The sequence below is a fragment of the Actinomadura chibensis NBRC 106107 genome, from assembly GCF_001552135.1.
GTDB lineage: Bacteria > Actinomycetota > Actinomycetes > Streptosporangiales > Streptosporangiaceae > Spirillospora > Spirillospora chibensis.
The window spans coordinates 1-26,263 of the sequence record NZ_BCQP01000073.1; the positions used below are offsets into that span (position 1 = coordinate 1).

The window sequence follows — 26,263 nt, forward strand, 5'->3', positions numbered from 1 at the left end:
GAGCCGCTGGTGCTCGACCACCTGACGCCGAACGTGGAGCACGTCATCGAGATGGTCGGCTGGCACCGCCTCCCCGGCCTCACCCGCGGCGCCGAACGGACCGCCGCGGACGGAGAGGAGGCACCCCGGTGACGTCGGCGAAACAAGGGTTTTCGGGGGCCCGCTCTGGGAACCTTGGGGGACGTCCTTCGGAGAGGCGGAGCCCGATGAGCCTGGAGCACAGGGCCTTCCTGTACCGCGACGTCGACGAGTTCCTCGCCGTGACCGTCCCGTTCCTGGCGTCCGGCCTCGAGCGCGACGAGGTCGTGGTGGCCGTCGCCCGCGAACCCAACCTGTCCGCGCTGCGCGACGTGCTCGGCACGGCGGGCACGCCGGTCCTGTACCGCGACTCGGCCGAGTTCTACCGGCATCCCGTCCACACCCTGCGCGACTACCAGGCCATCGTGAAGAAGAGCGAGCCGCGCACCGTCCGCGCCCTGGCCGAACCGGTCTGGGACGGCTGGGACGAGCGCCAGCTCCTCGAATGGGTCCGCTACGAGTCCCTGATCAACGTCGTGTTCGAGGGCTCGGGGGCGCGCGCGCTGTGCCCCTACGACACCCGGACGCTGCCGCCCCGGGTCGTCGCGGAGGCGCGCCGCACCCACCCGCTGCTGCTCGCGGACGGCGACAGCGCCCCGAGCGAGGAGTACGTCGACCCCGAGACGTTCGGGTCGAGGTGCGACCGGCGCGTCCGGTTCGACCGGCCGCGCGGCGCCGACTACCTCCCGATCGACGGCGACGACCTGCACAAGCTCCGGTCGTTCGTGGGCGAGCACGCCCACCGCTGCGGGCTCGCCGGGCAGCCGGCGCGCAACCTCGTCACCGCGGTCAACGAGGTCGCCGCGAACGCCCTCCAGCACGGCACGCCCCCGATCGGGCTGTGGCTGTGGCGCGAGGGCGGCACGCTGATCGCCGAGATCGGCGACAACGGCTTCTGGCGTCCGGGGCCGAGCCCGCTGACCGGGTTCATCCCGCCCGACTCCGCCCTCCAGCGCGGCTTCGGGCTGTGGACCGTCCGCCTCCTGGTCGACCTGATGGAGCTCCGCGCGGGCTGGGACGGCACGTTCGTCCGCCTGCACGTGAAGTGCTAGACCAGCGCCTGCGGGATCAGCTCGGCCAGGGCGCGGAACGCCCGGCCGCGGTGGCTGATGGCGTCCTTCTCCTCGGGGGAGAGTTCGGCGGTGGTGCGCGTGCCGCCGTCCGGGACGAAGACCGGGTCGTAGCCGAATCCGCCGGTGCCGCGCGGCTCGCGGATCACCGTGCCGCGCAGCCGGCCCTCGACGCAGTGCTCCACGCCGCCCGGCACGACCAGCACGGCCGCGCACACGAACGCCGCGCCGCGCCGGTCGTCGGCGACGTCGGCGAGCTGGTCGAGGACGAGCCGCAGGTTGGCGGTGTCGCGGTCGCCGGTGGCCGCGCCGAACCGGCCGGACCAGCGGGCGGACAGGACGCCCGGCATGCCGTTCAGCGCGTCCACGCAGAGGCCGGAGTCGTCGGCGACGGCGGGCAGCCCGGTGAACGCGGCGATCGCGCGGGCCTTCAGCAGCGCGTTGCCCTCGAACGTCAGCTCGGTCTCGGCGACGTCGGGGGCGCCGGGGAACGCGTCGAGGCCGACGACGTCGAGCGGGCCGAGGATGCGGTGCAGTTCGGCGACCTTGCCCTTGTTGTGGGTGGCGAGGACGATCCGCGTCATCGGGCAAGGGCCTCGTTCTGGAGGCCGGTCAGCTCGGCGCAGCCCGCGGCGGCGAGGTCGAGCAGGGCGTCCAGCTCGGCGCGGTCGAACGGGGCGCGCTCGGCGGTGCCCTGCACCTCGGCGAACCGGCCGTCGCCGGTGCAGACGACGTTCATGTCGGTGTTGGCGGCGCCGTCCTCCTCGTAGCAGAGGTCGAGGCGGGGCTCGCCGTCCACGACGCCGACGCTGACCGCCGCCACGGACGTGACCAGCGGGTTGCCGCGGAGCAGCTTGCGGCCGCGCATCCACGACACGGCGTCGGCGAGCGCCACGTAGGCGCCGGTGATCGCGGCGGTGCGGGTGCCGCCGTCGGCCTGCAGGACGTCGCAGTCGAGCTGGACGGTGTTCTCCCCCAGCGCCTTGAAGTCGACGCAGGCCCGGACGGAGCGTCCGATCAGCCGGGAGATCTCGTGGGTGCGGCCGCCGATCCGGCCCCGGACCGACTCGCGGTCGTTGCGGGTGTTGGTGGCGCGGGGCAGCATCGCGTACTCGGCGGTGACCCAGCCGAGCCCGCTGTCGCGCCGCCAGCGCGGCACCGACTCCTGGACGGAGGCGGCGCACAGCACCCGGGTCGCGCCGAACTCGACGAGCACCGACCCCTCCGCGTGGTCGAGCCATCCGCGCTGGATCCGGACGGGACGGAGCTGGTCATTGGCGCGATCATCGGGACGGGGCATGCGCAACACCCTAGCGGGGTTCACAGGGTGTACCGGGCCCCCACCTCGGCGAGGTCGATGGGCCCGTCGTAGCCGCTGTCCCTGGCCTCCTTGAGCGACACGTCGGCATCGTTCCACGGCACGAGATGCGTGAGGACGAGGCGTCCCGCGCCCGCGCGGGCGGCGTGCTCGCCCGCCTCGCGGCCGGTCAGGTGCAGCCCCGGCGGGAGGCCGGGGCCCTCCAGGAAGGACGCCTCGCAGAGGAACAGGTCGGCGTCGCGGGCCAGCTCGATCAGCGTCTCGGACGCGCCGGTGTCGCCGGAGTAGGCGAGCGTCCGGCCGCCGTACTCGATGCGGAACGCGTACGCCTCGACGGGGTGCGGCATCAGCGCGGTCGTCACGCGGAACGGGCCGATCTCGTAGGGGCCGCGGCGCAGCGTCCGGAAGTCGAAGGCCCCGGACATGCCGGGCTCCGGGTCGAGGTCGTACGCCTGCGCCATCCGCCGGGCGGTGTCCTCGGGGCCGTGGACGGGGATGCGGGGCGCCGGGCCGTTCGGCCGGTAGGTGCGGGCCACCCAGTATCCGCAGAGGTCGAGGCAGTGGTCGGCGTGCAGGTGGGAGATGCACACGGCGTCGATCTCATAGAGGGAGCGAAAGCGCTGCAGGGACCCGAGCGCGCCGTTGCCGAGGTCGAGGACGAGCGCGTAGTCTTCGGCCTCGATCAGGTAACTGGACGCGGGGCTGTCCGGCCCCGGAAAACTGCCGGAACAGCCGATCACGGTGACCCGCACGCTCACTCCTCCTTAGTGTCCCCGAGGAATCAGGCGGTCAGAGCCTTGTTCAGGGCGGCGCTTGACACCAGTGTGACCCGCTCTCCCGCGACATACGAGACGACGCCGGTCAGCGGCGGGTAATGCGATCGGGATGCGTGCGGCATGGTGCACAAGGCTAGGCGACACGGCCGTGCACGGGCGCGTCATGCGTTCGACATCACACCGTCACGCACGTGCGGCGGCCCCGTCCGGCGGAGGGACGCTCCGGTTCAAGGGTGAGGCGCGGTCAGGCCCGGGGGACGCGGGCGAGCTGCCTGCTCTGCGCGACGAGGCGTCCGGCCGAGTCCCAGACCTCGACCTCCTCGTCGAACCAGCCGTCCGCGAGGAGCCGCCCGGTGCCGTGGAGCGCGAGCCAGCCGGGCGCGGGGACGGCCCGCATGTGCCAGGTCAGCTCGACGGTCGGGGCCCAGCCCTGGGCGCCGAGGTTCAGCGCGACGGGCGGCAGGGCGTCCACGGCGAGGGCGAGCGAGCAGGCGTCCGGCTCGTGCCCGTCGCGGAGCCGGAACCAGGCGCGGACCTCGGGCCGGCCGCTCGGCCGCCCGTCCAGCCAGCCCATCGTCGTCCGGTCGAACCGCATGTCGACCTGGTCGGCGAAGCCGCGCGAGCCGTCCGGCGGGAGGTACTCGGTGCAGCCGTCCAGGGGCGGCAGGCCGGTGGGCCGGTCACCCGTGTAGCCGGGCTCGGCGGCGGTGTCGAGCGTGCCGGTGACGATCAGCGCGTCCACCGCGGGACGGTCGTCCTGGACGAGCGTGACCAGCGCGGACGCGGCCGTCCTGCCCGCCTTGCGCGGCTCGACGAGCACCCGCGCGGGGCCCGCCTTCGCGACGCGGTGGAAGTTCGCGGCGGTCGAGACGGGGTGCGCGTGCGGGGACGCGTCCATCGCGGCGCGGGCGAGGACGGCCATCAGGTAGCCGCCGTTGAGCGCCTCGCCGATGGCGAAGCCGCCGTCGAGGTCGGCCTCGTACCGGCCGTCCCCCACCCGCTGGACGGCCGTCGCCTCGCCGAACCCGGTCACCGTCTCGCCGAACCCGGTCATCCCTGCACACCCCCGCGACGGTTCTAGAACCACGTTCGAGAACGCACTCTACCGCGCGGCTCCGGCGGCCGGACGGGTCAGGCCCAGAGCTGGCCCTCGAGCCGGGCCTCGGCCTCTTCGAGCGTCCCGCCGTAGGCGCCGGTGGACAGGTACTTCCAGCCGCCGTCCGCGACGACGAACACGATGTCGGCGCGCTCACCCGCCTTGACCGCCTTGTTCGCCATGCCGATCGCCGCGTGCAGGGCGCCGCCGGTGGAGATCCCGGCGAAGATGCCCTCCTGCTCCAGCAGCTCGCGGGTGCGGCGCAGCGCGTCGCCGGACGTCACCGAGAAGCGCGTGGTCAGCACGGAGTCGTCGTACAGCTCGGGGATGAAGCCCTCGTCGATGTTGCGCAGCCCGTAGACGAGGTCGCCGTACCGGGGCTCGGCCGCGACGATCTTCACGTCCGGCACCCGCTCGCGCAGGAACCGGCCGACGCCCATGAGCGTGCCCGTCGTGCCGAGCCCGGCGACGAAGTGCGTCACGGTCGGCAGGTCGGCGAGGATCTCCGGGCCGGTCGTCTCGTAGTGCGCGAGGGCGTTGGCCTCGTTGCCGTACTGGTAGAGCATCACCCACTCGGGGTTCTCCGCCGCCAGCCCCTTCGCGACCCGGACGGCCTCGTTGGACCCGCCCGCCGCCGGGGAGAAGATGATCCGCGCCCCCCACATCTCCAGCAGCTGGCGGCGCTCGGCGGAGGTGTTCTCCGGCATCACGCACACCATCTCGTAGCCGCGCAGCTTGGCGACCATGGCGAGGGAGATGCCCGTGTTGCCGGACGTCGGCTCCAGGATCGTGCAGCCGGGGGTGAGCAGGCCCTCCTTCTCCGCCTTCTCGATCATGAAGAAGGCGGGGCGGTCCTTCACCGAGCCGGTGGGGTTGCGGTCCTCCAGCTTGGCCCAGATCCGGACGTCGCCCCCCGGCGACAGCCGGGGGAGGCCGACGAGCGGCGTGCGGCCGAGCGAGTCCAGCAGCGAGTCGAAGCGCATGCGGGGGCGTCCAGACCGGCTCAGCCGCCGGCCACGGCGGGCAGGATGGTGACGCTGTCGCCGTCGGCGACCGCCGTCTCCAGGCCGCCGAGGAAGCGGACGTCCTCGTCGTTCAGGTAGACGTTGACGAACTTGCGCAGGCCCTTGTCGTCCACGAGCCGGTCGCGGAGCCCGGCGTGCCGGGTGTCCAGGTCGGCGAACAGCTCGTCGAGCGTGCCGCCCTTGCCCTCGACGGCCTTCGCGCCGTCGGTCAGGTTGCGCAGGATCGTCGGGATCCGGACCTCGATCGCCATCGCGGTGATCTCCTTCTACGTCGTACGGGGCTGGCCCGCCCCCTGCACACAACCGGGCGGGCGGCGGGATGATTCCAAGGCTGGTTCCGGGGGCCGCTCCGGGCGTCCTCCCGGGGAGCCGGGCGGAACCGGCGGCGCGTCAGCGACAGTCGTAGACGACCTCGGCGCGCGAATGCCCGAACAGGAAGCTCTGCACGGGTGGCACGGGCGCGGAACCGGCGCGGCGCCGCACGCCGCACGCCAGCCGCCCGGTTGTCCACATGCCGCCCAGTTTACCGGGCGCGGCCCCGCCGTCCCCGCCGCCGTCAGCCGTACGACTCGACGATCTCGACCTCTTCCTCCACGACCTCGCCGTCGACCAGGAGGTAGGAGCGGAACTCCACCTCGTCCGGGGCGCGGGTGGAGACGAGCACCCGGTGGATGCGCGGGTCCGCCAGCGACGACCGCAGGTAGTCGATGTCCGTCCGGGACGGGTACGCCTCGGTCGAGGTGTGGGAGTGGTAGTGGACGATCGGCTCCTCGTCGTTGTCGTCCATCTCCCGGTCGACCCAGTACCACTCCTGGTCGTCGAACCGGTGGTAGGTGGGCGAGCGCTCGGCGTTGGTCATCGGGATGAACCGGGTCGGGCGGTCCGAGCCCTGGGGGCCCGCCACGATTCCGCATGCCTCGTCCGGGTGGTCCGCGCGGGCGTGCGCGATGATCTTGTCGACGAGGGCACGTTCGATCGTCAGCATGCCCCGAAGGCTACCCGGCGGGCCCCTCACCAGAGGACGCGGACCAGGTTCTCCTGGAGCACCGTCAGCCAGTCGTAGGCGGCGAACATGGGGGCGCGCGGGTCGTCCGCGGTCATCCGCCCGGCCTCCTCGTACCACTCCTCGGTGATGTCGAGCCGGGTGCCGAGCGCCAGCCGGACGTCGTTCAGCGCCCGCAGCCACGCCTGGGCCTGCTCCTCGTCCAGGAGGACGTCGCCCTTGCCCTCAAGGGAGGCGAGCACGGCCCCGGCCGCCTCGCGCTTGCCGTCCCGCAGCCCCATCTCGGTGTAGCGGCGGAACTCCTCGGCGGCCTCGCCGTCGTCGCGGTAGGCGTCCGGGAACAGCCGCGCGAGGACGGGGTCGTCCGGCGTGGTGGCGTTCCGCGCGATGCCCAGGGAGGCCAGCTCGTCGTCCGCGCCGGGGGCGTCGCCGAGCAGGGCGAGGAGCTGCTCCATGAGGGCGCGCAGGAGCGCGACCTCCTCGGCCTCCAGCCGGACCCTGACGCCCTGCCTGGTCCGCTTCACGTTGCTCACGGCTAGTCGTCCCGCCTCACGGTCGCCCACAGGCCGTAGGAGTGCAGGATCTCGACGTCGCGCTCCATCTCCTCGCGGGTGCCGTTCGCGACGACGGCCCGGCCCTTGTGGTGGACGTCGAGCATCAGCTTCTCGGCCTTGGGCTTCGCGTACCCGAACACGGCCTGGAACACGTACGTGACATACGACATCAGGTTGATCGGGTCGTTCCAGACGATGGCCAGCCAGGGACGGTCGGCGCTCACGTCCTCCTCGACGTCCGGCCGCTCCAGTTCGACGGGCGCCGGCGCCGTGCCCATCGCGGTCGTCGTGCCCACGACGGTCGTTGCGCGCGCGCTCATGGCGCTCATTCCGCGTGCCCCCTCTCTCGTCAGGTCGGTCCGCCCACCGCACCCGATGCTATGCGCGCTCCCCCGGGTGTGACGGCCTGCACGACCATGGTGCCCACAGTGGGCCTTAGGGTTCCACTTGTGGACCTTGGTGACGGCACCGCCCTGCTGACCGACCGGTACGAGCTGACCATGCTCCAGGCGGCGCTGCGCAGCGGGACGGCCGGCCGCCGCGCCGTCTTCGAGGTGTTCGCGCGCAGCCTGCCCGCCGGGCGCCGGTACGGCGTCGTCGCCGGGACGGGACGCCTCCTCGACGCCCTCGACGCGTTCCGGTTCGACCCGGACGAGCTGGAGTACCTGTCCGCGAACGGCATCGTCGACGAGCCGACCGCGCGGTGGCTGGAGAAGTACCGCTTCACCGGGAACGTCTGGGGCTATGCCGAGGGCGACTGCTATTTCCCGGAATCGCCGATCCTGGTGGTGGAGGGGACGTTCGGCGAGGCCGTCCTGCTGGAGACGCTCGCGCTGTCGATCCTCAACCACGACTGCGCGATCGCGTCGGCCGCGTCCCGGATGGTGCGGGCGGCGCAGGGGCGCCCGATCATCGAGATGGGGTCGCGGCGCACGCACGAGCGCGCCGCCGTCGCCGCCGCCCGCGCCGCCCACATCGCGGGGTTCGCGACCACGTCCAACCTGGAGGCGGGCCGGCGGTACGGCGTCCCGACCGCGGGGACGAGCGCGCACGCCTTCACCCTCCTGCACGACAGCGAGCGGCACGCGTTCGAGGCGCAGCTCGCCTCGCTCGGCGAGAGCACGACGCTGCTGGTGGACACCTACGACGTGGAGCGGGCCGTCCGCACGGCCGTGGAGCTGGCCGGGCCGTCGCTCGGGGCGGTCCGGATCGACAGCGGCGACCTCGGCGTGGTGGCCCGGCGCGTCCGCGACCAGCTCGACTCGCTCGGCGCCCGCGACACCCGCATCGTCGTGACCGGCGACCTGGACGAGTACGGCATCGCCGCCCTCGCCGCCGCGCCCGTCGACGGGTACGGGGTCGGGACGTCCCTGGTCACCGGCTCGGGCGCGCCGACCGCGTCGCTGGTCTACAAGCTCGTCGCCCGCGCGGACGGCCCCGAGGACGACGCCCCCATGCGCCCGGTCGCGAAGCGGTCCACCGGCAAGCCGAGCCGCGGCGGGCGCAAGACCGCCGTCCGGCGGGTGGACGGGCACGGCACCGCCTACGCCGAGACGATCTCCACCGGGGAGCCGGGCGCGGGGCCGCGCGACCGCGTCCTGCAGGTGCCGCTCGTCCGGGACGGCGAGGTCGTCGGGCGCGAGCCGCTCGCCGCCGCCCGGGAGCGCCACGCCCGCGCCGTCGCGGAACTGCCCCCCACGGCGACGCAGTTGTCCAAGGGCGAGCCCGCCGTCCCGACCGAGTTCGTCGACGGCGGCCCGCGCCACTGACCCGCGCTCTTCAGGAAGGAATCCGCGCCGCTGGGGTACGGTCCCCAGTGAGCCCTCTTTTCATCCTCTGGGGAGCGGTCATGGGCAAGAAGGCGCTGATCATCGTTGACGTCCAGAACGATTTCTGCGAGGGCGGCTCGCTCGCCGTCGCGGGCGGCGCGGACGTCGCCACCGCGATCTCCGGGTACGTCGCCGGGCACCGGTCCGACTACGCGCACATCGTCGCGACCCGCGACTTCCACCTCGACCCCGGCGGCCACTTCTCCGCCGCGCCCGACTTCGTCGACACCTGGCCGCCGCACTGCGTGATCGGGACGCCGGGCGCCGACTTCCACCCGAACCTCGCCCTGGCGCCCATCGAGGCCGTGTTCAGCAAGGGCCGGGAGAGCGCCGCCTACAGCGGCTTCGAGGGCGTCTCCGACGACGAGCGGCCGCTCGCCGACTGGCTCGCCGCCCGCGGCGTGGACGCCGTCGACGTCGCGGGCATCGCCACCGACCACTGCGTCCGCGCGACCGCCGTGGACGCCGCCCGGCTCGGCCTGCGGACCACCGTCCTGCTCGACCTCACCGCCGGGGTGGCCAAGCCCACCGTGGACCGCGCCCTGGAGGAACTGGCGGACGAGGGCGTCACCCTCTCCGGCGCCCCCGTAGTGGCCACCTGACCACGATGACGCCCCCCAAAGTAATCATCGTCGCCGGAGTAGCGGGAAGCGGAAAGACCACGGTCGGCAGGATTCTCGGCGAGCGGCTCGGCTGGGACTACGCCGAGGCCGACGTCTTCCACACCGAGGCCGCCATCGAGAAGATGCGCTCCGGGCACCCCCTCACCGACGCCGACCGGTTCCCCTGGCTGCGCGCCATCGCCGCGTGGATCGACGACCGGCTCGCCACGGGCCGTCCCGGCGTCGTGAGCTGCTCGGCGCTCAAGCGCCGCTACCGCGAGCTGCTGGTGGACGGGCGCACCGGCGTCCGGATGGTCATGCTGGACGGCGACCGCGACACGATCGCCGCCCGGATGCGCGCCCGCGAGGGCCACTTCTTCGACGTCGCCCTGCTCGACACCCAGTTCGCCGCCCTCGAACGCCCGTCCCCAGACGAGCACGTCCTCATCCTCCCCGTGACCGCCACCCCAGAAGAAACGGTCACCCGAATCCTCACCGCCCTAGACCTCGTCCCCGGGCACCGGCGCGCTTAGCCTCCGCCGAGGGGAATTCTCCGACCTCTCACGCCACGATGCCGCTGCTAGGTTGGGGAATACGACGCCACCACCGTCGAACCCACGAGGAGAACTCCGATGACGGCGATGCCGGACGGGGCCATGCCTGAGGAGCCGTCGTTCGTCCGTGAAGACCTGCGCGAGGCGTTCGCCGCGCTCGAAGTGATGCCCGGCTTCCGGGCCGAACTCATAGATGGAGAGATCATCGTGTCGCCGACCCCCGACGGGCGGCACGAGACCATCGTCGTGGCGATCTACGACTGGCTGCGCGACACGCATGACCTACGGTTGCACAGCAATCTGACGCTGATCAGCCCTGAAGGAGAGTACGTACCCGACGGGATCGCCGCCCCCAAGGGGACATTCGCTGGGCGCGACTGGCACAGCAAGCCTGACGGCGTGGTCATGGTCGTGGAAGTCACTTCCGGCCGGCGGGGAGACCGCAAGGGGGCAGAACGCGACCGGGGGCCCAAGCGCCAGGGGTACGCCGCCGCCGGCATCCCGCTGTACCTGTTGATCGACCGGCTGGAGGGAAAGGCCACGATCTTCTCCGAGCCGCGAGGCAACGAATACACCCACAGCGCCTCGGTCGCCTTCGGCGAAGACCTCCCCATTCCCACGCCACTCGAAAGCGTCCTCCCCACCGACGAGTTCTTCTAGGCCGCGCACCAACCGTTCAGCGTCGGCGCTCCGACGACGAGCGACCGGCGGGCAAGCGGAAGGGGTCTCCTGGATCTGTGAGGCCGACCACGCGACCGACGCCCTGGTGGCGGTCAAGGCCGCGCTGAGAGGGTCACCACATGAGCCTCTAGTGGCGGCGTTTGGCGGCCCAGTCGCGGATCTTGGCGATGCGCTTGCGGATGTCGGCGGCGCTGGCCTGGGCGACCGGGGGGCCGCCGCAGGTGCGCTGGAGCTCGTTGTAGATCACGCCCTGCGGCTGCCCGGTGCGGTGGTTCCAGGCGTTGACCAGGCCGTTCAGCTCGCGGCGCAGGGCCGCGAGGTCTTCGGCGGCGGTGCGGTCGGCGCGGTCCTCGCGGGGGTCGCCGGTCTTGCGCCGCCGCTCGTTGGCGAGCTGGTCGGCCTGCCGTTTGCGCAGCAGCGCCGACACCTGCTCGGGCTCCAGCAGGCCCGGGATGCCGAGGTACTCCTCCTCCTCGGCCGAGCCGGGCTGGGCGTGCATGCCGAACTCGCCGCCGTCGTAGAGGACGCGGTCGAACGTCGCGGACGCCTCGACCGTCTCGAACGGCAGCTCCTCCCCCACCGCGTCGGGGGTGTCCTGCTGCCGGTTGGCCTCGGCGAGGAGGTCGTCGTCGAGGCCGTCCTCGCGGACGGGCCGGTCGAGGACGTGGTCGCGCTCGGTCTCCATCTCGGCGGCGTGCCCCATCAGCGTCGGCACCGACGGCAGGAACACCGAGGCCGTCTCGCCGCGCTTGCGGGCGCGGACGAAGCGCCCGATGGCCTGCGCGAAGAACAGCGGCGTGCTGGTGGACGTCGCGTACACGCCGACGCACAGCCGCGGGATGTCGACGCCCTCCGACACCATCCGGACGGCGACCATCCACCGGTCGTCGGTCTCGGCGAACGCCTTGATCTTCTTGGACGCGGACGGGTCGTCCGACAGCACGACCGTCGCGGCCTGCCCGGTGACGCCGCGCAGCATCTTGGCGTAGGCGCGGGCGGTCTCGTGGTCGGTGGCGATGACGAGGCCGCCCGCGTCCGGGATGACGCGGCGCAGCTCGGTGAGGCGGCGGTCGGCGGCGGCGAGCACCTGCCCGATCCAGTCGCCCTTCGGGTCGAGCGCGGCGCGCCACGCCTGGGCGGTCTGGTCCTGGGTGAGGGGCTCGCCGAGGGTCGCGGTGATCTCGTCCCCGGCGCGGGTGCGCCAGCGCATCTCGCCCGCGTACGCCAGGAAGATCACCGGCCGGACGACGCCGTCCGCGAGCGCCGGGCCGTAGCCGTAGGTGTAGTCGGCGCGGCTGCGGCGGACGCCGTCCGGCCCCTCGTCGTACTGGACGAACGGGATCGGGTTGATGTCGGTGCGGAACGGCGTGCCCGACAGCCCGAGCCGCCGCGTCGCGGGCTCGAACGCCTCCCGGACGGCGTCACCCCACGACAGCCCGTCGCCCGCGTGGTGCACCTCGTCGAAGATGACCAGCGACTTGCGGGACTCGGTGCGGTTGCGGTGCAGCGCCGGACGCGCCGCGACCGTCGCGTAGGTGACCGCGATGCCGTGGAAGTCCTTGCCGACCGGCCCGTCGCCGTTCTGGTACTCCGGGTTGATCTTGATGCCGACGCGGGCCGCCGACTCGGCCCACTGCCGCTTCAGGTGCTCGGTCGGGCACACGATCGTGATCGCCGAGACGACGCGGCGCTCCATCAGCTCGCGGGCGAGCCGGAGCGCGAACGTCGTCTTCCCGGCGCCGGGCGTCGCGACCGTGAGGAAGTCACGCGGGCCGGGCTGCCGCCCGTCCGCCCCGAAGTAGGCCTCCAGCGCCTGCTGCTGCCAGGCGCGCAGGGACGACGCCGTCCCCCAGGCGGCCCGCTCGGGGAAGGCGGGAGGCATGCTCGACGCTGCGAAGGTGCTCACGGTCATCGAAGGCTACCGAGACCCGCCGACAGATCGGGCCGCTCCGGGCGCACGTGTGCCGAGATCCACACCGCGGTCCGCCCGCCGCGCGGCCGGATCGGCGTGCCGGTGGCCGCGCCGCCCGGCCCGGTAGACCGCCCACGCCGCGCGGATCCGGCGGCCCTGACCTGCGGTGAACTCGCGCATGCAGGTGTCGTGGCCGTAGTCCATGAAGTTGTGCACCGGGTCGCGGCCGCGCTGCGGGCAGGTGTCGCGGTAGGTCGGGCAGCCCTCCGCCGGGTCGGCCTCGTACGGTGTGTCGGCCACGCCGTCCCCCGGCGGGTTGCAGCCGCCCTGGAACGTGTGCAGCAGGCCCAGCCAGTGCCCGATCTCGTGGACGGCCGTGTACCCCCGGTCGAACGGCCCGCCCGCGTTCTTCGGCAGCGCGCGGTAGTCGATGACGACGCCGTCGAGCCTCGGGTGCTTGCGGTACCACTGCGGGAACGTGGAGAACCCGAGGACGTCGGTTCCGACGGCGGCGGTGTAGACGTTGAGGGTGCCGCGCCCGCCCCTCCGGAGCCGCTTCTTCATCGGGGACTCGTATTCCTGCGGATCGTTGAACCAGTCGGAGGCGTTCGTCCAGTCGGCGCCCGCCAGGCGGAACCGGACGCCGGTGTCGGCGCCGCCCCGCCGTCCTCCGTAGGCGGCGTTCAGCGTGGCGACCTGGCGCCGGACGACCGCCCCCGACACCCGCCCCCTGCTCCCGCTGTGGACGACGTGGAACCGCACCGGCACGACCAGCCGCGCCCTGCGCAGCGACATGTCGAGGCGCTGCTCGTCCGACGTCCCGAACCTGCCGAGGAGCGCCCGCCGGAGGTCGGCGAGCAGCGCGGCGGACTCGTCGCCGCGAAGATCGGCGCGGTCCCCCGGCCGGGCGCGGCGGGCCGCCGCGCTCCCCCGATCGCACCCGTCGCCCCGCGCGGCGGCCGGGACGGCCCTGACCCGCGTCCTCTCACCCATCGCACCTGAAGCACCACACACCGTAACCAACAGTGCGCACAACGAAATCCCGGCGAGCCGCCGCAATTCATCCCCCGTGAAAGTGTGCGCGCCGGGCCCCCCGCCCGGCGCGGAACGCCGGCCGCCGAGCGGCGGCCGGTCCGATCAGATCAGCCCCGGATCAGGTCACTCGTCGCCCTCGCGGCCCGGCTGCATGGATTCGTAGATCTCCTTGCACTCCGGGCAGACGGGGAACTTCTTCGGGTCCCGGTTCGGCACCCAGACCTTGCCGCACAGCGCGATCACCGGCGTGCCGGACACCGCGCTCTCGGTGATCTTCGCCTTCTTCACGTAGTGCGCGAACCGCTCGTGGTCCCCGTCACCGTGCGAGAGGTCCGGCCGCACATCTGTCTGGGTGTCGCCGTCGGGCAGGATCTTCGTACTCACGTCGCTCACCTTAGTTCAGCGTCGGGTCCTCGGGGAAAGTGGAGACGAACGCCAGGTCGCCGCCCTGCCTGCGCAGGACGTGCTGCCACAGCCGCTTCGGGTCGCCCGCGAAGACGTCGCCCGCCTCGGCCGGGACCAGGTACCAGGAGCCGTCCTCGATCTCGGCGCGCAGCTGCCCGGCCGACCAGCCCGCGTACCCGGCGAACACGCGCAGCTGCAGCAGCTCCGCCGCGAGCAGGCCCGGCGGGGCCTCCAGGTCGACGAGGCCGACCCGCGCGACCTCGGCGCCGCCGTCCAGCGCGCGCCAGCCGAGCGGCTCGTCCTCGCCCGGGAGACGGGCCAGGGCGAGGGCGTTCTCCAGCGCGACCGGGCCGCCCTGGAAGACCACCGCGGGCCCGGTGACGAGCTCCGCCCACGGCGGCAGGACGCGGTCGACCGGTATCTCGGTCGGCCGGTTGAGGACGACCCCGAGCGTGCCGCCGTCGATGTCGTGCTCGACCAGCAGGACGACGCTGCGCCTGAAGTTCGGGTCCTCCAGTTGGGGGGTCGCCACCAGCAGCAGCCCTACCCTGATGCCGTCTTCCATGGGTTCCATCATGCGTTGCGCGGACCTCCGGCGGCACGTCCCCCCGCTCGTTAGCCTGTTACGCATTCCTATCGATGGGGATATCGGCACCACAAGAACCTAGGTTAAGAATGATCTAGGATCATCTGCCACCCGTGTGAACTACGGGCCGGGGAGGACAGCGATGCAGTTGCCCAGGGTCGTCATCGCCGCCGTGTTCTTCGTGATCGGAGCCCTGATCGCGATTCCGGCCCTGGTCAGAGCCGTGTCTCCGGACTCGGAGCCGGCCGCGTCCGCCACCACCTCGCCGACCTCGACGGCGACCAGGCCGTCCGGGACGCCGACCGGCGATCCGGCGCGTCCGGTGTCGGCCTCCATCGGGACAGTGTCCTGCCCGGCGCGGACGGTCAACGTCACCGTCCGGAACACCGGCACCCAGAACGAGGACTTCGGGATCGAGAAGAACGACGACACCGCCGCGATCCCCGGCGAGATCCGCCCGAAGGCCACCCGGACGATCGCCGTCAAGCTCCGCGAGGACCGCGCCACCCGCGTCACGGTCAACTGGGCGAACAAGCGCATCGAGACCCGGACGCTCAAGGCGAACTGCAAGAAGGCGGGGGCGGCGCCCGCGCCGTCCAAGACCCCGCCGCCGACCAGCCTGCCGCACACCGGCCCGGACACCATGCTCTGGGCGCGGGCCGCGACCGGCGTCGGCATCATCCTCACCGGCGCGATCATCTTCTGGTACGGCGGGATCTGGCCGCGCCGCCGCGACCAGATGTTCGCCAAGAAGAACTGACCGGCCCGGCCCCGGGCGCCGCGCGGGTTAGGCCTCGGTGCGGGGACGGCCGCCCGCCGCCTCGCGCACCGCGCCCGCGACCCGCGTGGCCACGTCCGGGTGGAAGACGCTCGGGACGATGTAGTTCGGCCCGAGCTCGTCCGGCGTGACGACCTCGGCGAGCGCGGTGGCCGCCGCGGCGAGCATCTCCAGGGTGACGCCGTCGGCCTGCGCGTCCAGCAGCCCGCGGAAGACGCCCGGGAACGCCAGCACGTTGTTGATCTGGTTGGGGTAGTCGCTGCGGCCGGTCGCGACGACGGCGGCGTGCTCGCGGGCCTCGTCCGGGGACACCTCGGGCTCGGGGTTGGCGAGCGCGAACACGATCGCGTCGTCGTTCATCGTCGCGATGTCGTCGCCGTTCAGGATGCCGGGCGCGGACACGCCGACGAACACGTCCGCGTCCTTCACCGCGCCGCGCAGGTCGCCCGCGTAGCCGGACGCGTTGGTGTGCTCGGCGATCCAGCGGAGCGAGTCGTCGAGGTCGTCGCGGCCCTTGTGGACGGCGCCCCGGTAGTCGCACACGACCAGGTCGCGGGCGCCCGCGTGGATCAGCAGCTTCAGTATCGCGCTGCCCGCCGCGCCCGCGCCCGCCATCGTGATCCGGACGGCGCCGATGTCCTTGCCGACCACGCGCAGCGCGTTGGTCAGCGCGGCCAGCACGCAGATCGCCGTGCCGTGCTGGTCGTCGTGGAACACCGGGATGTCGAGCAGCTCGCGCAGCCGCGCCTCGACCTCGAAGCAGCGCGGGGCGGAGATGTCCTCCAGGTTGATGCCGCCGAACGCGGGCGCGAGGATCTGCACCGTCCGGACGATCTCGTCGGTGTCCTGGGTGTCGAGGCAGATCGGCCAGGCGTCGATCCCGGCGAACCGCTTGAACAGCGCGGCCTTGCCCTCCATCACCGGCAGCGCGGCCTCCGGGCCGATGTTGCCGAGGCCGAGCACGGCCGACCCGTCGGTGACGACGGCGACGCTGTTGCGCTTTATCGTCAGCCGCCGGACGTCCTCGGGGTTGCGGGCGATGGCGAGCGACACCCGCGCGACGCCCGGCGTGTAGGCCATCGACAGCTCGTCGCGGTTGCGCAGCGGCACCTTCGACTGCATCTCGATCTTGCCGCCGAGGTGCATCAGGAACGTCCGGTCGCTGACCTTGTGGATCTTGACGGCCTCGATGCCCTCCAGCGCCGCCGCGATCGACTCGGCGTGCTGGGTGTCGCGGGTCGCGATCGTGACGTCGATGCGCAGCGTCTCGTGCCCGGCGGTGTTGACGTCGAGCGCGGTCACGATGCCGCCCGCGTTCTCCACGACGTGGGTGATCTGGCTGACGGCACGGCCGCCCGCCGGAACCTCCAGCCGGACGGTGATCGAGTACGACACGCTAGGCACGCTCGCCACGAAACTGCTCCCTCTAGTAGGGGTGACACCCCGTTCGCGGCTCAGCACGCCCCGGTCAGCCCGCTCCCGCCGCGTCAACCGAGCATACGCTCCGCGGCGCGGTCGGGTGTCGCGGTCGTCCCGGCTCGTCCTGCGCCCGTGCCGCGCCCGCCCCGCCGCGCCGCGAGCCCGTCAGAACAGCGCGGCCTGGAGGGAGCGGCGCGCCTTCGCGACGCGCGGGTCGTCCGGTGGCAGGACCTCGAACAGCGACAGCAGGTGCCGGCGCGCGGCGTCGCGGTCGTCGCCCGCGCTGCTCCGCACGGCGTTGAGCAGCCGCTCGAACGCCTGCTCCACGCGCCCGTAGACCATCTCCACGTCGGACGCGCCGATCTGCGCCTGGACGTCGCCGGGCTTCTCCGCGGCCTCGCCCAGGACGCGCTCGGCGTCCAGCCCGCGGGCGCGCAGGCTCAGCTCGACCGCCGCGAGGCCCTGCTTGGCCTGGACGTCGCGCGGGTCGCGGGCGATCAGCTGCTCGAACGCGGTCTTGGCGGCGTCGAGGTCGCCGCTCTGGAGGGCGTCCTCCGCCTGCTGGGAGAGCGGGTCGAGGGCGGGGCCGCCCGCCGCGTCGGCCGCCTGCTCGGCGCCCGCGGGGGCGTCCGGCAGGATGCCCTCCTTGCGCAGCGCCTCGAAGAGCTGGTCGATGGCCTGGCGCACCTGCGGCTCGGGCGCCGCGCCGTTCAGGAAGGGCAGCAGCTGCCCGGCGACGACCGCCGCGACGAACGGGATGCCCCGCACCCCCATCTGCTGCATGTACGCGCCGAGTTGCGGGTTGGCGTCGATGTCGACCTTGGCCAGGATCCATTTCCCGGCCGCCTCGGTGGCGAGCTTCTCCAGGATCGGGCCGAGCTGCTTGCACGGCCCGCACCACTCGGCCCAGAAGTCCACCAGGACGGGGACGGACTGCGACCGCTCCACCACCTCGGTGTTGAACGTCTCGTCGGTGACGTCCACGACGTACTGGCCGGCCGCCCCGCCCGCGCCCGCGGACGCGCCGCCGCCCTGGGCCCGGCGCTCCTGCTGTTTCCTGGCGGCCGCCTGGCGCGCCCCCAGGTCGATGGCCCCGTGCAACGAAAAGTCCCGAGAAGGCATGGGTCCATCCTGCCCCATGAGCGCCCGTGCCTGCGCGCCCGTCCGCTGGGAGCTGAGCGTGTGGCGGGGTCACCGGCCCGGTCGGACGTCCGGCACGTCCCGCCCAAAGGTACGGTTCGGCAATTGTCCGCCTTTTTCTAATTCTCCGATTCGGCGCGGTCGGCAAAGAATCCAGGCGGACCGGCGTTAAAGGCAAAAAGATTGCTGACAGCCATCACCAAGCCCGGTTATAGTCACGCTGTCGATGCATCGCGGCACGGCAAAAGCGACCGGCACGCCGGGCCCGCCCAAGGCGGAGGCCCGGTACGGCGGACGCCGAGTGGCAGGGTTGGGGGACCGAGGCCACCGGCGGGCCCGCGCACCGGACGCGCACCGGCCGCCGCGACCGCATGACGAGCTATGGGGGGAATCTTGTGATCGCGGAGCACTCCGTGATCGTGGCCCGAGGAATGGGTGTCCGCCGCGGGGGCCGGTGGCTCCTGCGCCCGGTGACCTTCGGGGTGCCCGAAGGCGTGGTCGGCCTTGCCGGACCACCCGGCGCCGGTAAATCCACTCTGCTGGCCACGTTCGCGACCTTGCGCCGGCCTAACGCCGGCGCGCTGCACATTCTCGGACACGACATCACGAACGCCGCCGGGCAGCGCGCCGCGCGCGCCGCCATCGGCTACCTGCCCGCCCGGTTCGCCCGGGCGGACCACATGACGGCCGGCGAGTTCGTCGAGTACGCGGCCTACTACAAGCGGACCAGCGTGTCCGCCGCGCGCTCGGTGGCGCGGCGGCTCGACCTCACCGAGGCAGCCCGCACCGAACTGGCGCTGCTGCCGCCCGACGTCCGCCTCCGCGCCGGGCTCGCGGCCGCGTGCGTCCACGGGCCGGACGTCGTGCTCCTCGACGACCCCTTCGGCGAGCTGTGCGCCGCCGCCGAGCCGTGGCCCACCGGCGCCGCCGGGCCCGGCGGCCACGCGCTCACCGCCGCGATGGCGGAACTCGTCCCGGTGCTCCGCTCCCTCGCCCCCACGGTGGTCGTCACCGCCGACGCCACCGAGACGCTCACCGGCTGGTGCGACCGGCTCCTCACCCTCGCCCGCGGGCGGCTCACCGAGCAGCCCACGCACTCGGCCACCGCGCGGCGCGGCCGGTCGGCCGCCGACCGGCGCGGCGCGGACGCGCTCGACCCGCGGGGCGCCGTCCCGCAGGCCATCCTCGCGTCCGGCCGCCGCCCGGCGGCGCCGCGGCGGCGCGCCGTCCGGCGCCCGCTGGCCGAGGTGCCCCTCCCGCGGCTGACGCTGCCGCGCCTCGCGCGGCGGCCGCCCGCCGGGAGCGCCACCGGTGTCTGACCTCGGACGGGTGCTCCGGCTGGACGCCCGCCGCACGGCACTGCTCGTCTCGGTGCCGCTCCTCACCGTCGTCGGGACGGCGGCGGCCGGGCTGTCGCTGTGCCCGTCGGTCGCCTACTGGGACAACACCGTCGTCGCCCTGGTCAACGCCGTCCGCCTGCTGGGCCCGGTCGCGGCGGCGCTGGCCGCGTGGACGGCGGTGCGCGAACGCCCGCTCGACTACCTGCGCGACCTCACCGCGCGCTCGCCCGCGACCGGGGTGCTGTTCGACCTGCTGCTCCTCGCGGCGGCGGCGCTGGTCTCCTACGGCGCGGTGACGGCGGTGGTCGTCGCCGCCACGTTCGCGCGCGACGAGGCGGGCCACGCGCACCCGATGGGTGTCGCCGCCGGTGCGGGGGCGCTCGTCCTGCACGTCGTCGCCGGGTACCTGGCGGGACGGCTCGTCCCGCACCGCGCGACGGCGGGCTTCGTCCTCGGCCTGACGGCGGTGTGGGCGGCGGCGCGCGTCCCCGGCGTGTCGTGGTGGAGCCTGCTCCCCCCGGCGGCGTTCGACCGCATCGCGCTGTTCACCGCGCTGCGCCCGGAGGTGCTCGCCGACCAGGTCACCTGGGCGGCGGGCCTGACCACGGCGCTGATCCTCGGCTACGTGACGTGGGCGACGCGGCGGTTCCTGCTCGTCCTGCCGCTGGCGGTGGCGCTGGCGGCGACGGTCACCGCGACGCTCGGGCTGCACCGCACCGGCGGCGGGACGGTCACGCCCGTGGCGCCCGAGCCGGTGTGCCGCGAATGGCCGCTGACCGTGTGCGTCCACCCCGCGCTGCGGGAGGCGCTGCCCCGGCTCGTCGCGGCGGCCACCCCCGTCGCCGCGCGGCTGAACGGGACGCCCGGCGCGTTCACGGCGCTGGAGCAGCGGCCGATGTGGGTGCCGGTCGCGGTGAACGGCGGGGTGGCGACCGTCCATCTGGACGAGGAGCTGTCCGGCGGGTACGCGGCGCGGGCCGTCCGGCAGATCAGCGACAGCCTCAAGGACGGGACGACCTGCGCCGCCCCGCCGAACGAGTACCGGGCCCTCGTCGACGCCTGGCTCCTGGACGACGAGCCGCCCGCCGTCCCCGACGCGGGCGCCGCGCGGCGGTTCGCGTCCTGGAGCGAGGCCGGGCGGCGCGCGTGGCTGCGGCGGCACTTCACCGCCTACCGGGCGTGCGCGCTGGGCCCGGCCGACTTCCGGACGGAGCGGCCGCACCGCCCCGTGCTCGCCGAGCACGCGGGGCACACGGCCTCACATCGACCTAACCGGTCCGCTAGGTAAGGGACGGGCATGCCGGGAAAGTCCCGTACATGGCTCGCTCCGAAGCGAAGAACGCCGAGACGAAGAACGCCGAGACGAAGAACTCGGACGCGAAGAAAGACGCGCCCCCGAAGTCATATGCCCCCCGGCCGCGGCGCGGGGTGGCCGGGCCCCTGCTCATCATCGTCGCGACCGTCGCGGTGGTCCTGGCCGGGCAGCAGATCCTGCGCGGCCTGCCCGGCTGGCTGAACCCGTTCGCCGAGGACACGAAGGACCGGAGCGGGCCCGTCCTGCTCAAGTCGATCCGCGACCTGCACCGGTACGAGGCGGCGAGCGGCAACTTCCAGGTGGTGGTCGACCTGGAGAAGGACGCGAGGTTCCTGCCGGGCGCGCTGCGCGGCAAGCGCACCCTGTTCGTCGGCAACGGGTCCGTCGACGCCTACGTCGACTTCTCGAAACTGGGCGCGGGCGCGGTGAAGGTGAACTCGGACCGGACGTCCGCCGCCATCACCCTCCCCCGCGCCCAGCTCGAACCCACCAACCTGGACACGAAGAACAGCTACGTCTACGCGACCGAGCGCGGCCTGCTCGACCGCTTCGGCGACTTCTTCAGCAGCAACCCGAACAACCAGCAGCAGCTCTACGTGCTGGCGTCGCAGAAGATCCAGACGGCGGCCGGGCAGAGCGGCCTGACCGAACGCGCCGACGCCAACACGAAGACGATGCTGGAGAACATGCTCAAGGCGCTGGGGTTCGAGACCGTCACCGTCAGCCTCGGCGCCCAGTGAGCGCCGGTCAGCTGGACGGCACCCGGAGGATGAGCGCGTCGCCCTGGCCGCCGCCGCCGCACAGGCCCGCCGCGCCCACGCCGCCGCCGCGCCGCTTCAGCTCGTAGGCCAGGTGCAGGACGATCCGCGCCCCCGACATCCCGACCGGGTGCCCGATGGCGATGGCGCCGCCGTTGACGTTGACCTTGTCCGGGCCGACGCCGAGGTCGCGCATGGACTGGACGCCGACGGACGCGAACGCCTCGTTGATCTCGATGAGGTCGAGGTCGTCCACCCCGAGGCCCGCCTTGCCGAGCGCGTGCTTGATCGCGTTGGACGGCTGCGACTGGAGCGAGTTGTCGGGCCCGGCGACGTTGCCGTGCGCGCCGATCTCCGCCAGCCACGGCAGCCCGAGCTCCTCTGCCTTGGCCTTGGACATCACGACCACGGCCGCGGCGCCGTCGGAGATCTGCGAGGACGAGCCGGCGGTGATCGTCCCGTCCCTGCTGAACGAGGGGCGCAGCTTCGCGAGGACCTCGGGGGTGGTGTCGCCGCGCACGCCCTCGTCCGTCGCGAACACGATCGGCTCGCCGCGCCGCTGCGGGATCTCGATGGGAGCGATCTCCTCGTCGAACACGCCGTTCTTGATCGCGGCGGCGGCGCGCTGGTGGGAGCGGGCGGAGAACTCGTCCTGCTCCTCGCGGGTGATGCCGAGCTTGGTGTTGTACCGCTCGGTCGACTCGCCCATCGAGACGCCGTCGAACGCGTCGGTCAGCGCGTCGAGGGCCATGTGGTCGAGTACCTCGACCGAGCCGTACTTGTAGCCGCCGCGCGACTTCGGCAGCAGGTGCGGGGCCTGTGTCATCGACTCCATGCCGCCCGCCACGACGATGTCGAACTCGCCCGCGCGGATGAGCTGGTCGGCGAGCGCGATCGCGTCCAGCCCGGACAGGCACACCTTGTTGATCGTGATCGACGGGACGCTCATCGGGATCCCCGCCTTGACCGCCGCCTGCCGGGACGGGATCTGCCCCGCGCCCGCCTGCAGCACCTGGCCGAGGATCACGTACTGCACCTGGTCGCCGGACACCCCGGCGCGCTCCAGCGCGGCCTTGATCGCGTGCGCGCCGAGGTCGGCCGCGGAGAAGTCCTTCAGCGAGCCGAGCAGCCGCCCGACGGGGGTGCGCGCTCCTGCGACGATCACGGACGTGGCGGTCATGAGGGGCCTCCAGAATGGTGCTCGGCGACGTTTGCCACGATACCCACGGGGACCTCGACCGGTTCGATTCGCCCCCGCCTGGCCGCGTGAGTAGGGAGAAAGCCCATGCTGACCCGTATCGACCACATCGGCATCGCCTGTCGTGATCTCGACGCCACCGTCGAGTTCTACAAGGCGACCTACGGCTTCACCGACGCGCACTTCGAGGTGAACGAGGAGCAGGGCGTCCGGGAGTGCATGCTCAAGATCAACGAGACCGGCGACGGGGCGGCGAGCTACCTCCAGCTCATCGAGCCGATCCGGGACGACTCGGCGGTCGCGAAGTGGATGGAGAAGAACGGCGAGGGCGTCCACCACATCGCGTTCGGGACGGACGGGACGGTCGCCGACGAGGCGGCCGGGATCGCGGGCAAGGGGGTGCGCGTCCTGTACGACGCGCCGCGCAACGGATCCATGGGATCCTTGATCAACTTTTTGCATCCGAAGGACTGCCACGGCGTCCTGACGGAGCTCGTGCAGAAGCGTCCGGACCCCGCATGATCTTCCAGGGCCGCCGCCGCCCGGGCGCGACCGGATCGTGACGCGTTCGATATCCCGATCGCGGACGGCGGGGCGGCGACCGCCCCTCTGTGACCGTTCAGACACATCTGGTGGATTTGTACCGCGCCTACCTGGGCTACCGGAGGCCCGGAAGGCAAAATTGCAAACCGGACAAACCACGCAGCGCGTCAAGATGAACCCCCAACACGGCAGTGTCCGGAGTAGGCTTCATTCGCCGGAAGAGGTCTAGGGCACGTCTGGGGCACTGAGCCCGTCGCGGAGCCCGTCATGCCAGGAATCGACCGGTCCCCGGAACCACCCGTAGCCCCGTCACATCAGGATTGAGCCACATGCAGTCCGACATCGACGCCCAGCTCAGCAACTTCTTTGAAGACACGCCCCCGCGCGAGTTCGACGTGGTGCTTCGCGGCTACGACCGGCACCAGGTCGACGAGCACATCAAGTCGCTCGACAACGAGGTCCGGCAGACCCGCGAGCAGACGCAGGCCCTGCAGCGGGAGCTGTCGGACGCCCACCGTCAGTTGCAGGAACAGGAACGCCCCACCTACTCGGGCCTCGGCGCCCGGATCGAGCAGTTGCTGCGGCTGGCCGAGGAGCAGGCCACCGAGCTCGTCCAGGCCGCCCGGTCCGAGGCGAACGAGATCAAGGCCGCGGCCAAGGTCGACGCCGCCGAGCAGCGCGCCAACGCCGAGAACGACGCCGCCGAACTGCGTGCCAACGCCCAGCGCGAGGGCGACGACATGCGGGGCGCGGCCGAGCGCGAGGCCGAGGAGGTGCGCACCTCCGCCCGCCGCGAGGCCGACGAGCTGACCTCCACGACCGAGCGCGAGGTCGCCAAGCTGCGCGCCACCGCCGACCACGAGGTCGCCGAGAAGCGCGCCAGCGCCGAGCGCGAGATCGCGAAGCTGCGCACCACCACCGAGCGCGAGGTGGCGCAGCTGCGCGCGTCCACCAAGCGCGAGCGCGACGAGATCCTCACCACGGCCAAGCGGCAGGCCGACGAGATGCGCGCGCAGGCGCAGCGCATCCTGGAGGAGAGCGAGGCCCAGCGCGCCCAGGCCGAGGCCGAGTTCGAGATCCAGCTCGCCGCCCGCCGCGAGGAGGCCGACCGGCAGGACGCCGAGCGGCACGCCGCCGCCCAGGCCGCCACGCAGAAGCTCGTCGCCGAGGCCGAGCAGCGCGCGGCGTCGGCCGAGCAGCGCGCGGCGAAGGCCACCCAGCAGGCCGAGCAGACCCGGCGCGAGGCCGACTCGCACGCCAAGCAGCTCATGGCGAACGCGCGCAAGAACTCCGACAACGTGATCGCCGAGGCGAAGTCGCAGGCCGAGCAGCTGCTCGCCGAGACCAAGTCCGAGGCCGACCGCGTCCGGACGGCGGCGCAGCGCCAGGTCGACGAGCTCACCCGGCAGCGCGACAGCATCACCAGCCACCTCAACCAGCTCCGCCAGCTCATCGGCGGCGTCGCCCCGACGATGGGCGCCGACCCCGAGCTGGCCGCGCCGCCGGAGAAGGCCGCCATCCCGGCGGCCGAGCCGAAGCCGGCCCCGGCGCCGCAGGCCCAGCCGAAGCAGCAGCCCGCCGCGAAGGCCGCCGCCAAGCAGGGCCAGGCCAAGAAGTCCGACGAGGACGACGAGGACTGGTGGCAGGAGTGAGCCAGCCTGGCTGACCGTGTGACGCGGTCGACGAACGACGGGAAAGCCTAGAGGCCGAAACGCCTCTAGGCTTTCCTACGTCTCACCCCCGTGGTGGCGCTGATCGGGGCCCGGCCCGGCGGCCGACGCGGCCACCGCGGACGGACGGAAGAGGAGAAGCGGCGTGCCCGACGAGACCCCCCACGAGGACCGGCCCGACGCGTCCCCCGGCACGGGACGCCCGGCCACCGGACGCGCGGTGCCCGCCCCCTCCCGTCCCGCCGACGACGAGGACGACGCGGCCCCCGCCGCGGAACCGGGCGAGCCCGCCGCGGCGGGGGAAGAGGGCGGCGAGGCGGTCGCGCCGAGCGGGGCGCTGCGGCCCGAGGAGATCGAGGAGCCCGCGGCCGGGGAGCGCGACCCGTCCACCGGGACGCCCGTCCGGCTGCCCGCGACGGCGGACGCCGCGGAGCAGGTGGAGCCCGACCCCGGCGCGCCCGACCCGGCGCACGACGTCGAGCAGCGCAGGCGCGAGGCGGGCGTCGACCACCGCTTCCCGTTCGGGCGTCCGGGCCAGCCGTTCGGCCGGGCGCACCCGTTCGTGTTCGGGTTCACCGCGGCGCTCGGCGTCATCACCGCGTGGATGCTGGTCAGGGCCGCGACGAACGCCAAGTCCGTGATCGTGATGATCGTGGTGGCGATGTTCCTCGCGGTCGGGCTGAACCCGGCGGTGGAGCGGCTGCGCAGGTTCGGGCTGCCGCGCGGCGCGGCGGTCGCGGCGGTGTTCCTGGCCGTGATCCTGTTCTTCGCCGGGTTCGTGGCGTCGCTGGTGAAACCGGTGTCCGAGCAGGTCACGAACCTGCGCGAGAACATCCCCGACTACGTCAACCAGCTCCAGCACAACGACCGCCTCGCCGAGTGGGACAAGCGGTACGGGCTGCTGGAGCGTGCCGAGAAGACGGTCAACAGCGACGGCTTCCAGAACCAGCTCACCGACATCGCCACCGGCATCGGCAACGTCGCGGTCAACGGGATCTTCCAGACGATCACGATCCTGATCCTGACGCTCTACTTCATGAGCTCGCTGCCGCAGATCAAGACGTTCTTCTACAAGCTCGCGCCGCGGTCCCGGAGGGCCCGCGTGGCCCTGCTGGGCGACGAGATACTCGACCGCATCGGCGGATACGTCGCCGGGCAGTTCACGATCGCGTTCATCGCGGGCGTGTGCTCGTTCGTATTCCTGTCGGTCCTCGGGGTGAAGTACGCCCTCGCGCTCGCGCTGATCGTCGCGGTGACCGACCTCATCCCGCTGATCGGCGCGACCATCGGCGCGGTGGTGGTGTGCCTGGTCGCGTTCCTCACCGGGGACGTCACCAAGCTCATCGTCTGCGTGATCTTCTACCTCGTCTACCAGCAGGTGGAGAACTACCTCGTCTATCCGAGGGTGATGAAGCGGACGGTCGACGTGCAGCCCGCGGTGACGATCGTCGCGGCGCTGATCGGCGGGGCGCTCCTCGGCGTCGTCGGCGCGCTGCTGGCGATCCCGACGGCGGCGGCGATCTCGCTTCTCGTCCGCGAGGTCGTGATCCCGCGCCAGGAGACGCTGTAGCGGCCGGG

General features: G+C 72.8%; 29 protein-coding genes. 12 read left to right on the top strand and 17 right to left on the bottom strand.

Features of this window, described 5'->3' with window-relative positions:
- Nucleotides 1–206: 206 nt before the first annotated feature.
- Nucleotides 207–1,130: an anti-sigma factor RsbA family regulatory protein gene (locus tag ACH01S_RS36255; RefSeq protein ID WP_067903041.1), complete on the top strand. Its 924-nt coding sequence runs from the start codon at nucleotides 207–209 to the stop codon at nucleotides 1,128–1,130.
- On the opposite strand, the gene rdgB is transcribed toward ACH01S_RS36255, so the two are convergent.
- The 9 genes from rdgB to clpS form a co-directional block, all read right to left on the bottom strand.
- On the bottom strand, nucleotides 1,127–1,732 hold the full coding sequence (gene rdgB / locus ACH01S_RS36260) for an RdgB/HAM1 family non-canonical purine NTP pyrophosphatase (protein ID WP_067903046.1): 606 nt from the start codon (nucleotides 1,730–1,732) through the stop codon (nucleotides 1,127–1,129). The genes ACH01S_RS36255 and rdgB overlap by 4 nt on opposite strands.
- Nucleotides 1,729–2,448 (bottom strand): ribonuclease PH, encoded by a 720-nt coding sequence (rph, locus tag ACH01S_RS36265; RefSeq protein ID WP_148343996.1) that lies wholly within the window; start codon nucleotides 2,446–2,448, stop codon nucleotides 1,729–1,731. The genes rdgB and rph overlap by 4 nt, the downstream gene beginning before the upstream one ends.
- Nucleotides 2,449–2,468: 20 nt before the next feature.
- Nucleotides 2,469–3,218, bottom strand: coding sequence for an MBL fold metallo-hydrolase (locus tag ACH01S_RS36270; RefSeq protein WP_067903049.1), 750 nt, complete (start codon nucleotides 3,216–3,218; stop codon nucleotides 2,469–2,471).
- Between the two features lie 268 nt (nucleotides 3,219–3,486).
- Nucleotides 3,487–4,296: a thioesterase family protein gene (locus ACH01S_RS36275; RefSeq protein WP_306303276.1), complete on the bottom strand. Its 810-nt coding sequence runs from the start codon at nucleotides 4,294–4,296 to the stop codon at nucleotides 3,487–3,489.
- A gap of 77 nt (nucleotides 4,297–4,373) precedes the next feature.
- A complete protein-coding gene (locus ACH01S_RS36280) occupies nucleotides 4,374–5,321 on the bottom strand; it encodes a PLP-dependent cysteine synthase family protein (protein WP_067903051.1) in 948 nt (315 codons plus the stop codon).
- A 20-nt stretch (nucleotides 5,322–5,341) separates the two neighbouring features.
- Nucleotides 5,342–5,614, bottom strand: coding sequence for a MoaD/ThiS family protein (locus ACH01S_RS36285; protein WP_067903054.1), 273 nt, complete (start codon nucleotides 5,612–5,614; stop codon nucleotides 5,342–5,344).
- A 305-nt stretch (nucleotides 5,615–5,919) separates the two neighbouring features.
- Complete coding sequence (locus tag ACH01S_RS36290) at nucleotides 5,920–6,348, bottom strand: M67 family metallopeptidase (protein WP_067903058.1); 429 nt, start codon at nucleotides 6,346–6,348, stop codon at nucleotides 5,920–5,922.
- A 26-nt stretch (nucleotides 6,349–6,374) separates the two neighbouring features.
- Nucleotides 6,375–6,899, bottom strand: a complete 525-nt coding sequence (locus tag ACH01S_RS36295; RefSeq protein ID WP_067903061.1) for a DUF2017 domain-containing protein — start codon at nucleotides 6,897–6,899, stop codon at nucleotides 6,375–6,377.
- A 2-nt stretch (nucleotides 6,900–6,901) separates the two neighbouring features.
- A complete protein-coding gene (gene clpS / locus ACH01S_RS36300; RefSeq protein WP_067903243.1) occupies nucleotides 6,902–7,198 on the bottom strand; it encodes an ATP-dependent Clp protease adapter ClpS in 297 nt (98 codons plus the stop codon).
- A gap of 138 nt (nucleotides 7,199–7,336) precedes the next feature.
- On the opposite strand from clpS, the gene ACH01S_RS36305 reads away from it, so the two are divergent.
- From ACH01S_RS36305 to ACH01S_RS36320, 4 genes are all read left to right on the top strand, one after another.
- Nucleotides 7,337–8,689 carry a nicotinate phosphoribosyltransferase gene (locus ACH01S_RS36305; RefSeq protein WP_067903063.1) on the top strand — a complete coding sequence of 451 codons (1,353 nt, stop codon included), beginning with the start codon at nucleotides 7,337–7,339 and terminating at the stop codon, nucleotides 8,687–8,689.
- A gap of 80 nt (nucleotides 8,690–8,769) precedes the next feature.
- Nucleotides 8,770–9,351, top strand: a complete 582-nt coding sequence (locus ACH01S_RS36310; protein WP_067903246.1) for an isochorismatase family protein — start codon at nucleotides 8,770–8,772, stop codon at nucleotides 9,349–9,351.
- 5 nt (nucleotides 9,352–9,356) lie between these two features.
- A complete protein-coding gene (locus ACH01S_RS36315) occupies nucleotides 9,357–9,884 on the top strand; it encodes a gluconokinase (RefSeq protein ID WP_067903066.1) in 528 nt (175 codons plus the stop codon).
- Nucleotides 9,885–9,983: 99 nt separating this feature from the next.
- Entirely contained in the window at nucleotides 9,984–10,565 is a 582-nt protein-coding gene (locus ACH01S_RS36320; protein ID WP_067903069.1) for a Uma2 family endonuclease, read from the top strand.
- Between the two features lie 148 nt (nucleotides 10,566–10,713).
- Here ACH01S_RS36320 and ACH01S_RS36325 read toward each other — a convergent pair whose 3' ends face one another.
- The 5 genes from ACH01S_RS36325 to ACH01S_RS36345 all read right to left on the bottom strand — a co-directional run bounded on the left by ACH01S_RS36325 (nucleotide 10,714) and on the right by ACH01S_RS36345 (nucleotide 14,860).
- Nucleotides 10,714–12,468 carry a DEAD/DEAH box helicase gene (locus ACH01S_RS36325; RefSeq protein WP_067903072.1) on the bottom strand — a complete coding sequence of 585 codons (1,755 nt, stop codon included), beginning with the start codon at nucleotides 12,466–12,468 and terminating at the stop codon, nucleotides 10,714–10,716.
- Between the two features lie 36 nt (nucleotides 12,469–12,504).
- Nucleotides 12,505–13,491, bottom strand: coding sequence for a zinc metalloprotease (locus tag ACH01S_RS36330; protein ID WP_067903075.1), 987 nt, complete (start codon nucleotides 13,489–13,491; stop codon nucleotides 12,505–12,507).
- 165 nt (nucleotides 13,492–13,656) lie between these two features.
- Nucleotides 13,657–13,917 (bottom strand): DUF3039 domain-containing protein, encoded by a 261-nt coding sequence (locus ACH01S_RS36335; RefSeq protein ID WP_174564937.1) that lies wholly within the window; start codon nucleotides 13,915–13,917, stop codon nucleotides 13,657–13,659.
- A 10-nt stretch (nucleotides 13,918–13,927) separates the two neighbouring features.
- Nucleotides 13,928–14,503, bottom strand: a complete 576-nt coding sequence (locus tag ACH01S_RS36340; protein WP_067903081.1) for a YqgE/AlgH family protein — start codon at nucleotides 14,501–14,503, stop codon at nucleotides 13,928–13,930.
- Nucleotides 14,504–14,644: 141 nt separating this feature from the next.
- Nucleotides 14,645–14,860 (bottom strand): hypothetical protein, encoded by a 216-nt coding sequence (locus ACH01S_RS36345; RefSeq protein WP_148343997.1) that lies wholly within the window; start codon nucleotides 14,858–14,860, stop codon nucleotides 14,645–14,647.
- Between the two features lie 7 nt (nucleotides 14,861–14,867).
- Here ACH01S_RS36345 and ACH01S_RS36350 point away from each other — a divergent pair, with 7 nt between their 5' ends.
- Complete coding sequence (locus ACH01S_RS36350) at nucleotides 14,868–15,284, top strand: hypothetical protein (protein WP_067903086.1); 417 nt, start codon at nucleotides 14,868–14,870, stop codon at nucleotides 15,282–15,284.
- A gap of 27 nt (nucleotides 15,285–15,311) precedes the next feature.
- On the opposite strand, the gene ACH01S_RS36355 is transcribed toward ACH01S_RS36350, so the two are convergent.
- Together ACH01S_RS36355 and ACH01S_RS36360 are read right to left on the bottom strand one after the other, a co-directional pair.
- On the bottom strand, nucleotides 15,312–16,715 hold the full coding sequence (locus ACH01S_RS36355; protein WP_067903089.1) for an NAD-dependent malic enzyme: 1,404 nt from the start codon (nucleotides 16,713–16,715) through the stop codon (nucleotides 15,312–15,314).
- Between the two features lie 171 nt (nucleotides 16,716–16,886).
- On the bottom strand, nucleotides 16,887–17,843 hold the full coding sequence (locus ACH01S_RS36360; protein ID WP_067903092.1) for a tetratricopeptide repeat protein: 957 nt from the start codon (nucleotides 17,841–17,843) through the stop codon (nucleotides 16,887–16,889).
- A gap of 449 nt (nucleotides 17,844–18,292) precedes the next feature.
- Here ACH01S_RS36360 and ACH01S_RS36365 point away from each other — a divergent pair, with 449 nt between their 5' ends.
- From ACH01S_RS36365 to ACH01S_RS36375, 3 genes are read left to right on the top strand one after another with little or no spacing between them, the layout of a single operon-like run.
- Complete coding sequence (locus ACH01S_RS36365; protein ID WP_067903095.1) at nucleotides 18,293–19,180, top strand: ATP-binding cassette domain-containing protein; 888 nt, start codon at nucleotides 18,293–18,295, stop codon at nucleotides 19,178–19,180.
- Entirely contained in the window at nucleotides 19,173–20,489 is a 1,317-nt protein-coding gene (locus ACH01S_RS36370; RefSeq protein ID WP_174564938.1) for a hypothetical protein, read from the top strand. Before ACH01S_RS36365 ends, ACH01S_RS36370 begins: the two co-directional genes overlap by 8 nt.
- Nucleotides 20,490–20,518: 29 nt before the next feature.
- Complete coding sequence (locus ACH01S_RS36375) at nucleotides 20,519–21,256, top strand: DUF4230 domain-containing protein (RefSeq protein WP_083981549.1); 738 nt, start codon at nucleotides 20,519–20,521, stop codon at nucleotides 21,254–21,256.
- 7 nt (nucleotides 21,257–21,263) lie between these two features.
- Here ACH01S_RS36375 and ACH01S_RS36380 read toward each other — a convergent pair whose 3' ends face one another.
- Nucleotides 21,264–22,454, bottom strand: a complete 1,191-nt coding sequence (locus tag ACH01S_RS36380; protein WP_067903101.1) for an acetyl-CoA C-acetyltransferase — start codon at nucleotides 22,452–22,454, stop codon at nucleotides 21,264–21,266.
- 105 nt (nucleotides 22,455–22,559) lie between these two features.
- On the opposite strand from ACH01S_RS36380, the gene mce reads away from it, so the two are divergent.
- The 3 genes from mce (at nucleotide 22,560) to ACH01S_RS36395 (ending at nucleotide 26,255) form a co-directional block, all read left to right on the top strand.
- Entirely contained in the window at nucleotides 22,560–22,994 is a 435-nt protein-coding gene (gene mce, locus ACH01S_RS36385) for a methylmalonyl-CoA epimerase (protein WP_067903105.1), read from the top strand.
- Between the two features lie 350 nt (nucleotides 22,995–23,344).
- A complete protein-coding gene (locus ACH01S_RS36390; protein WP_067903107.1) occupies nucleotides 23,345–24,667 on the top strand; it encodes a DivIVA domain-containing protein in 1,323 nt (440 codons plus the stop codon).
- 163 nt (nucleotides 24,668–24,830) lie between these two features.
- On the top strand, nucleotides 24,831–26,255 hold the full coding sequence (locus tag ACH01S_RS36395; RefSeq protein WP_067903110.1) for an AI-2E family transporter: 1,425 nt from the start codon (nucleotides 24,831–24,833) through the stop codon (nucleotides 26,253–26,255).
- Nucleotides 26,256–26,263 lie beyond the last annotated feature (8 nt).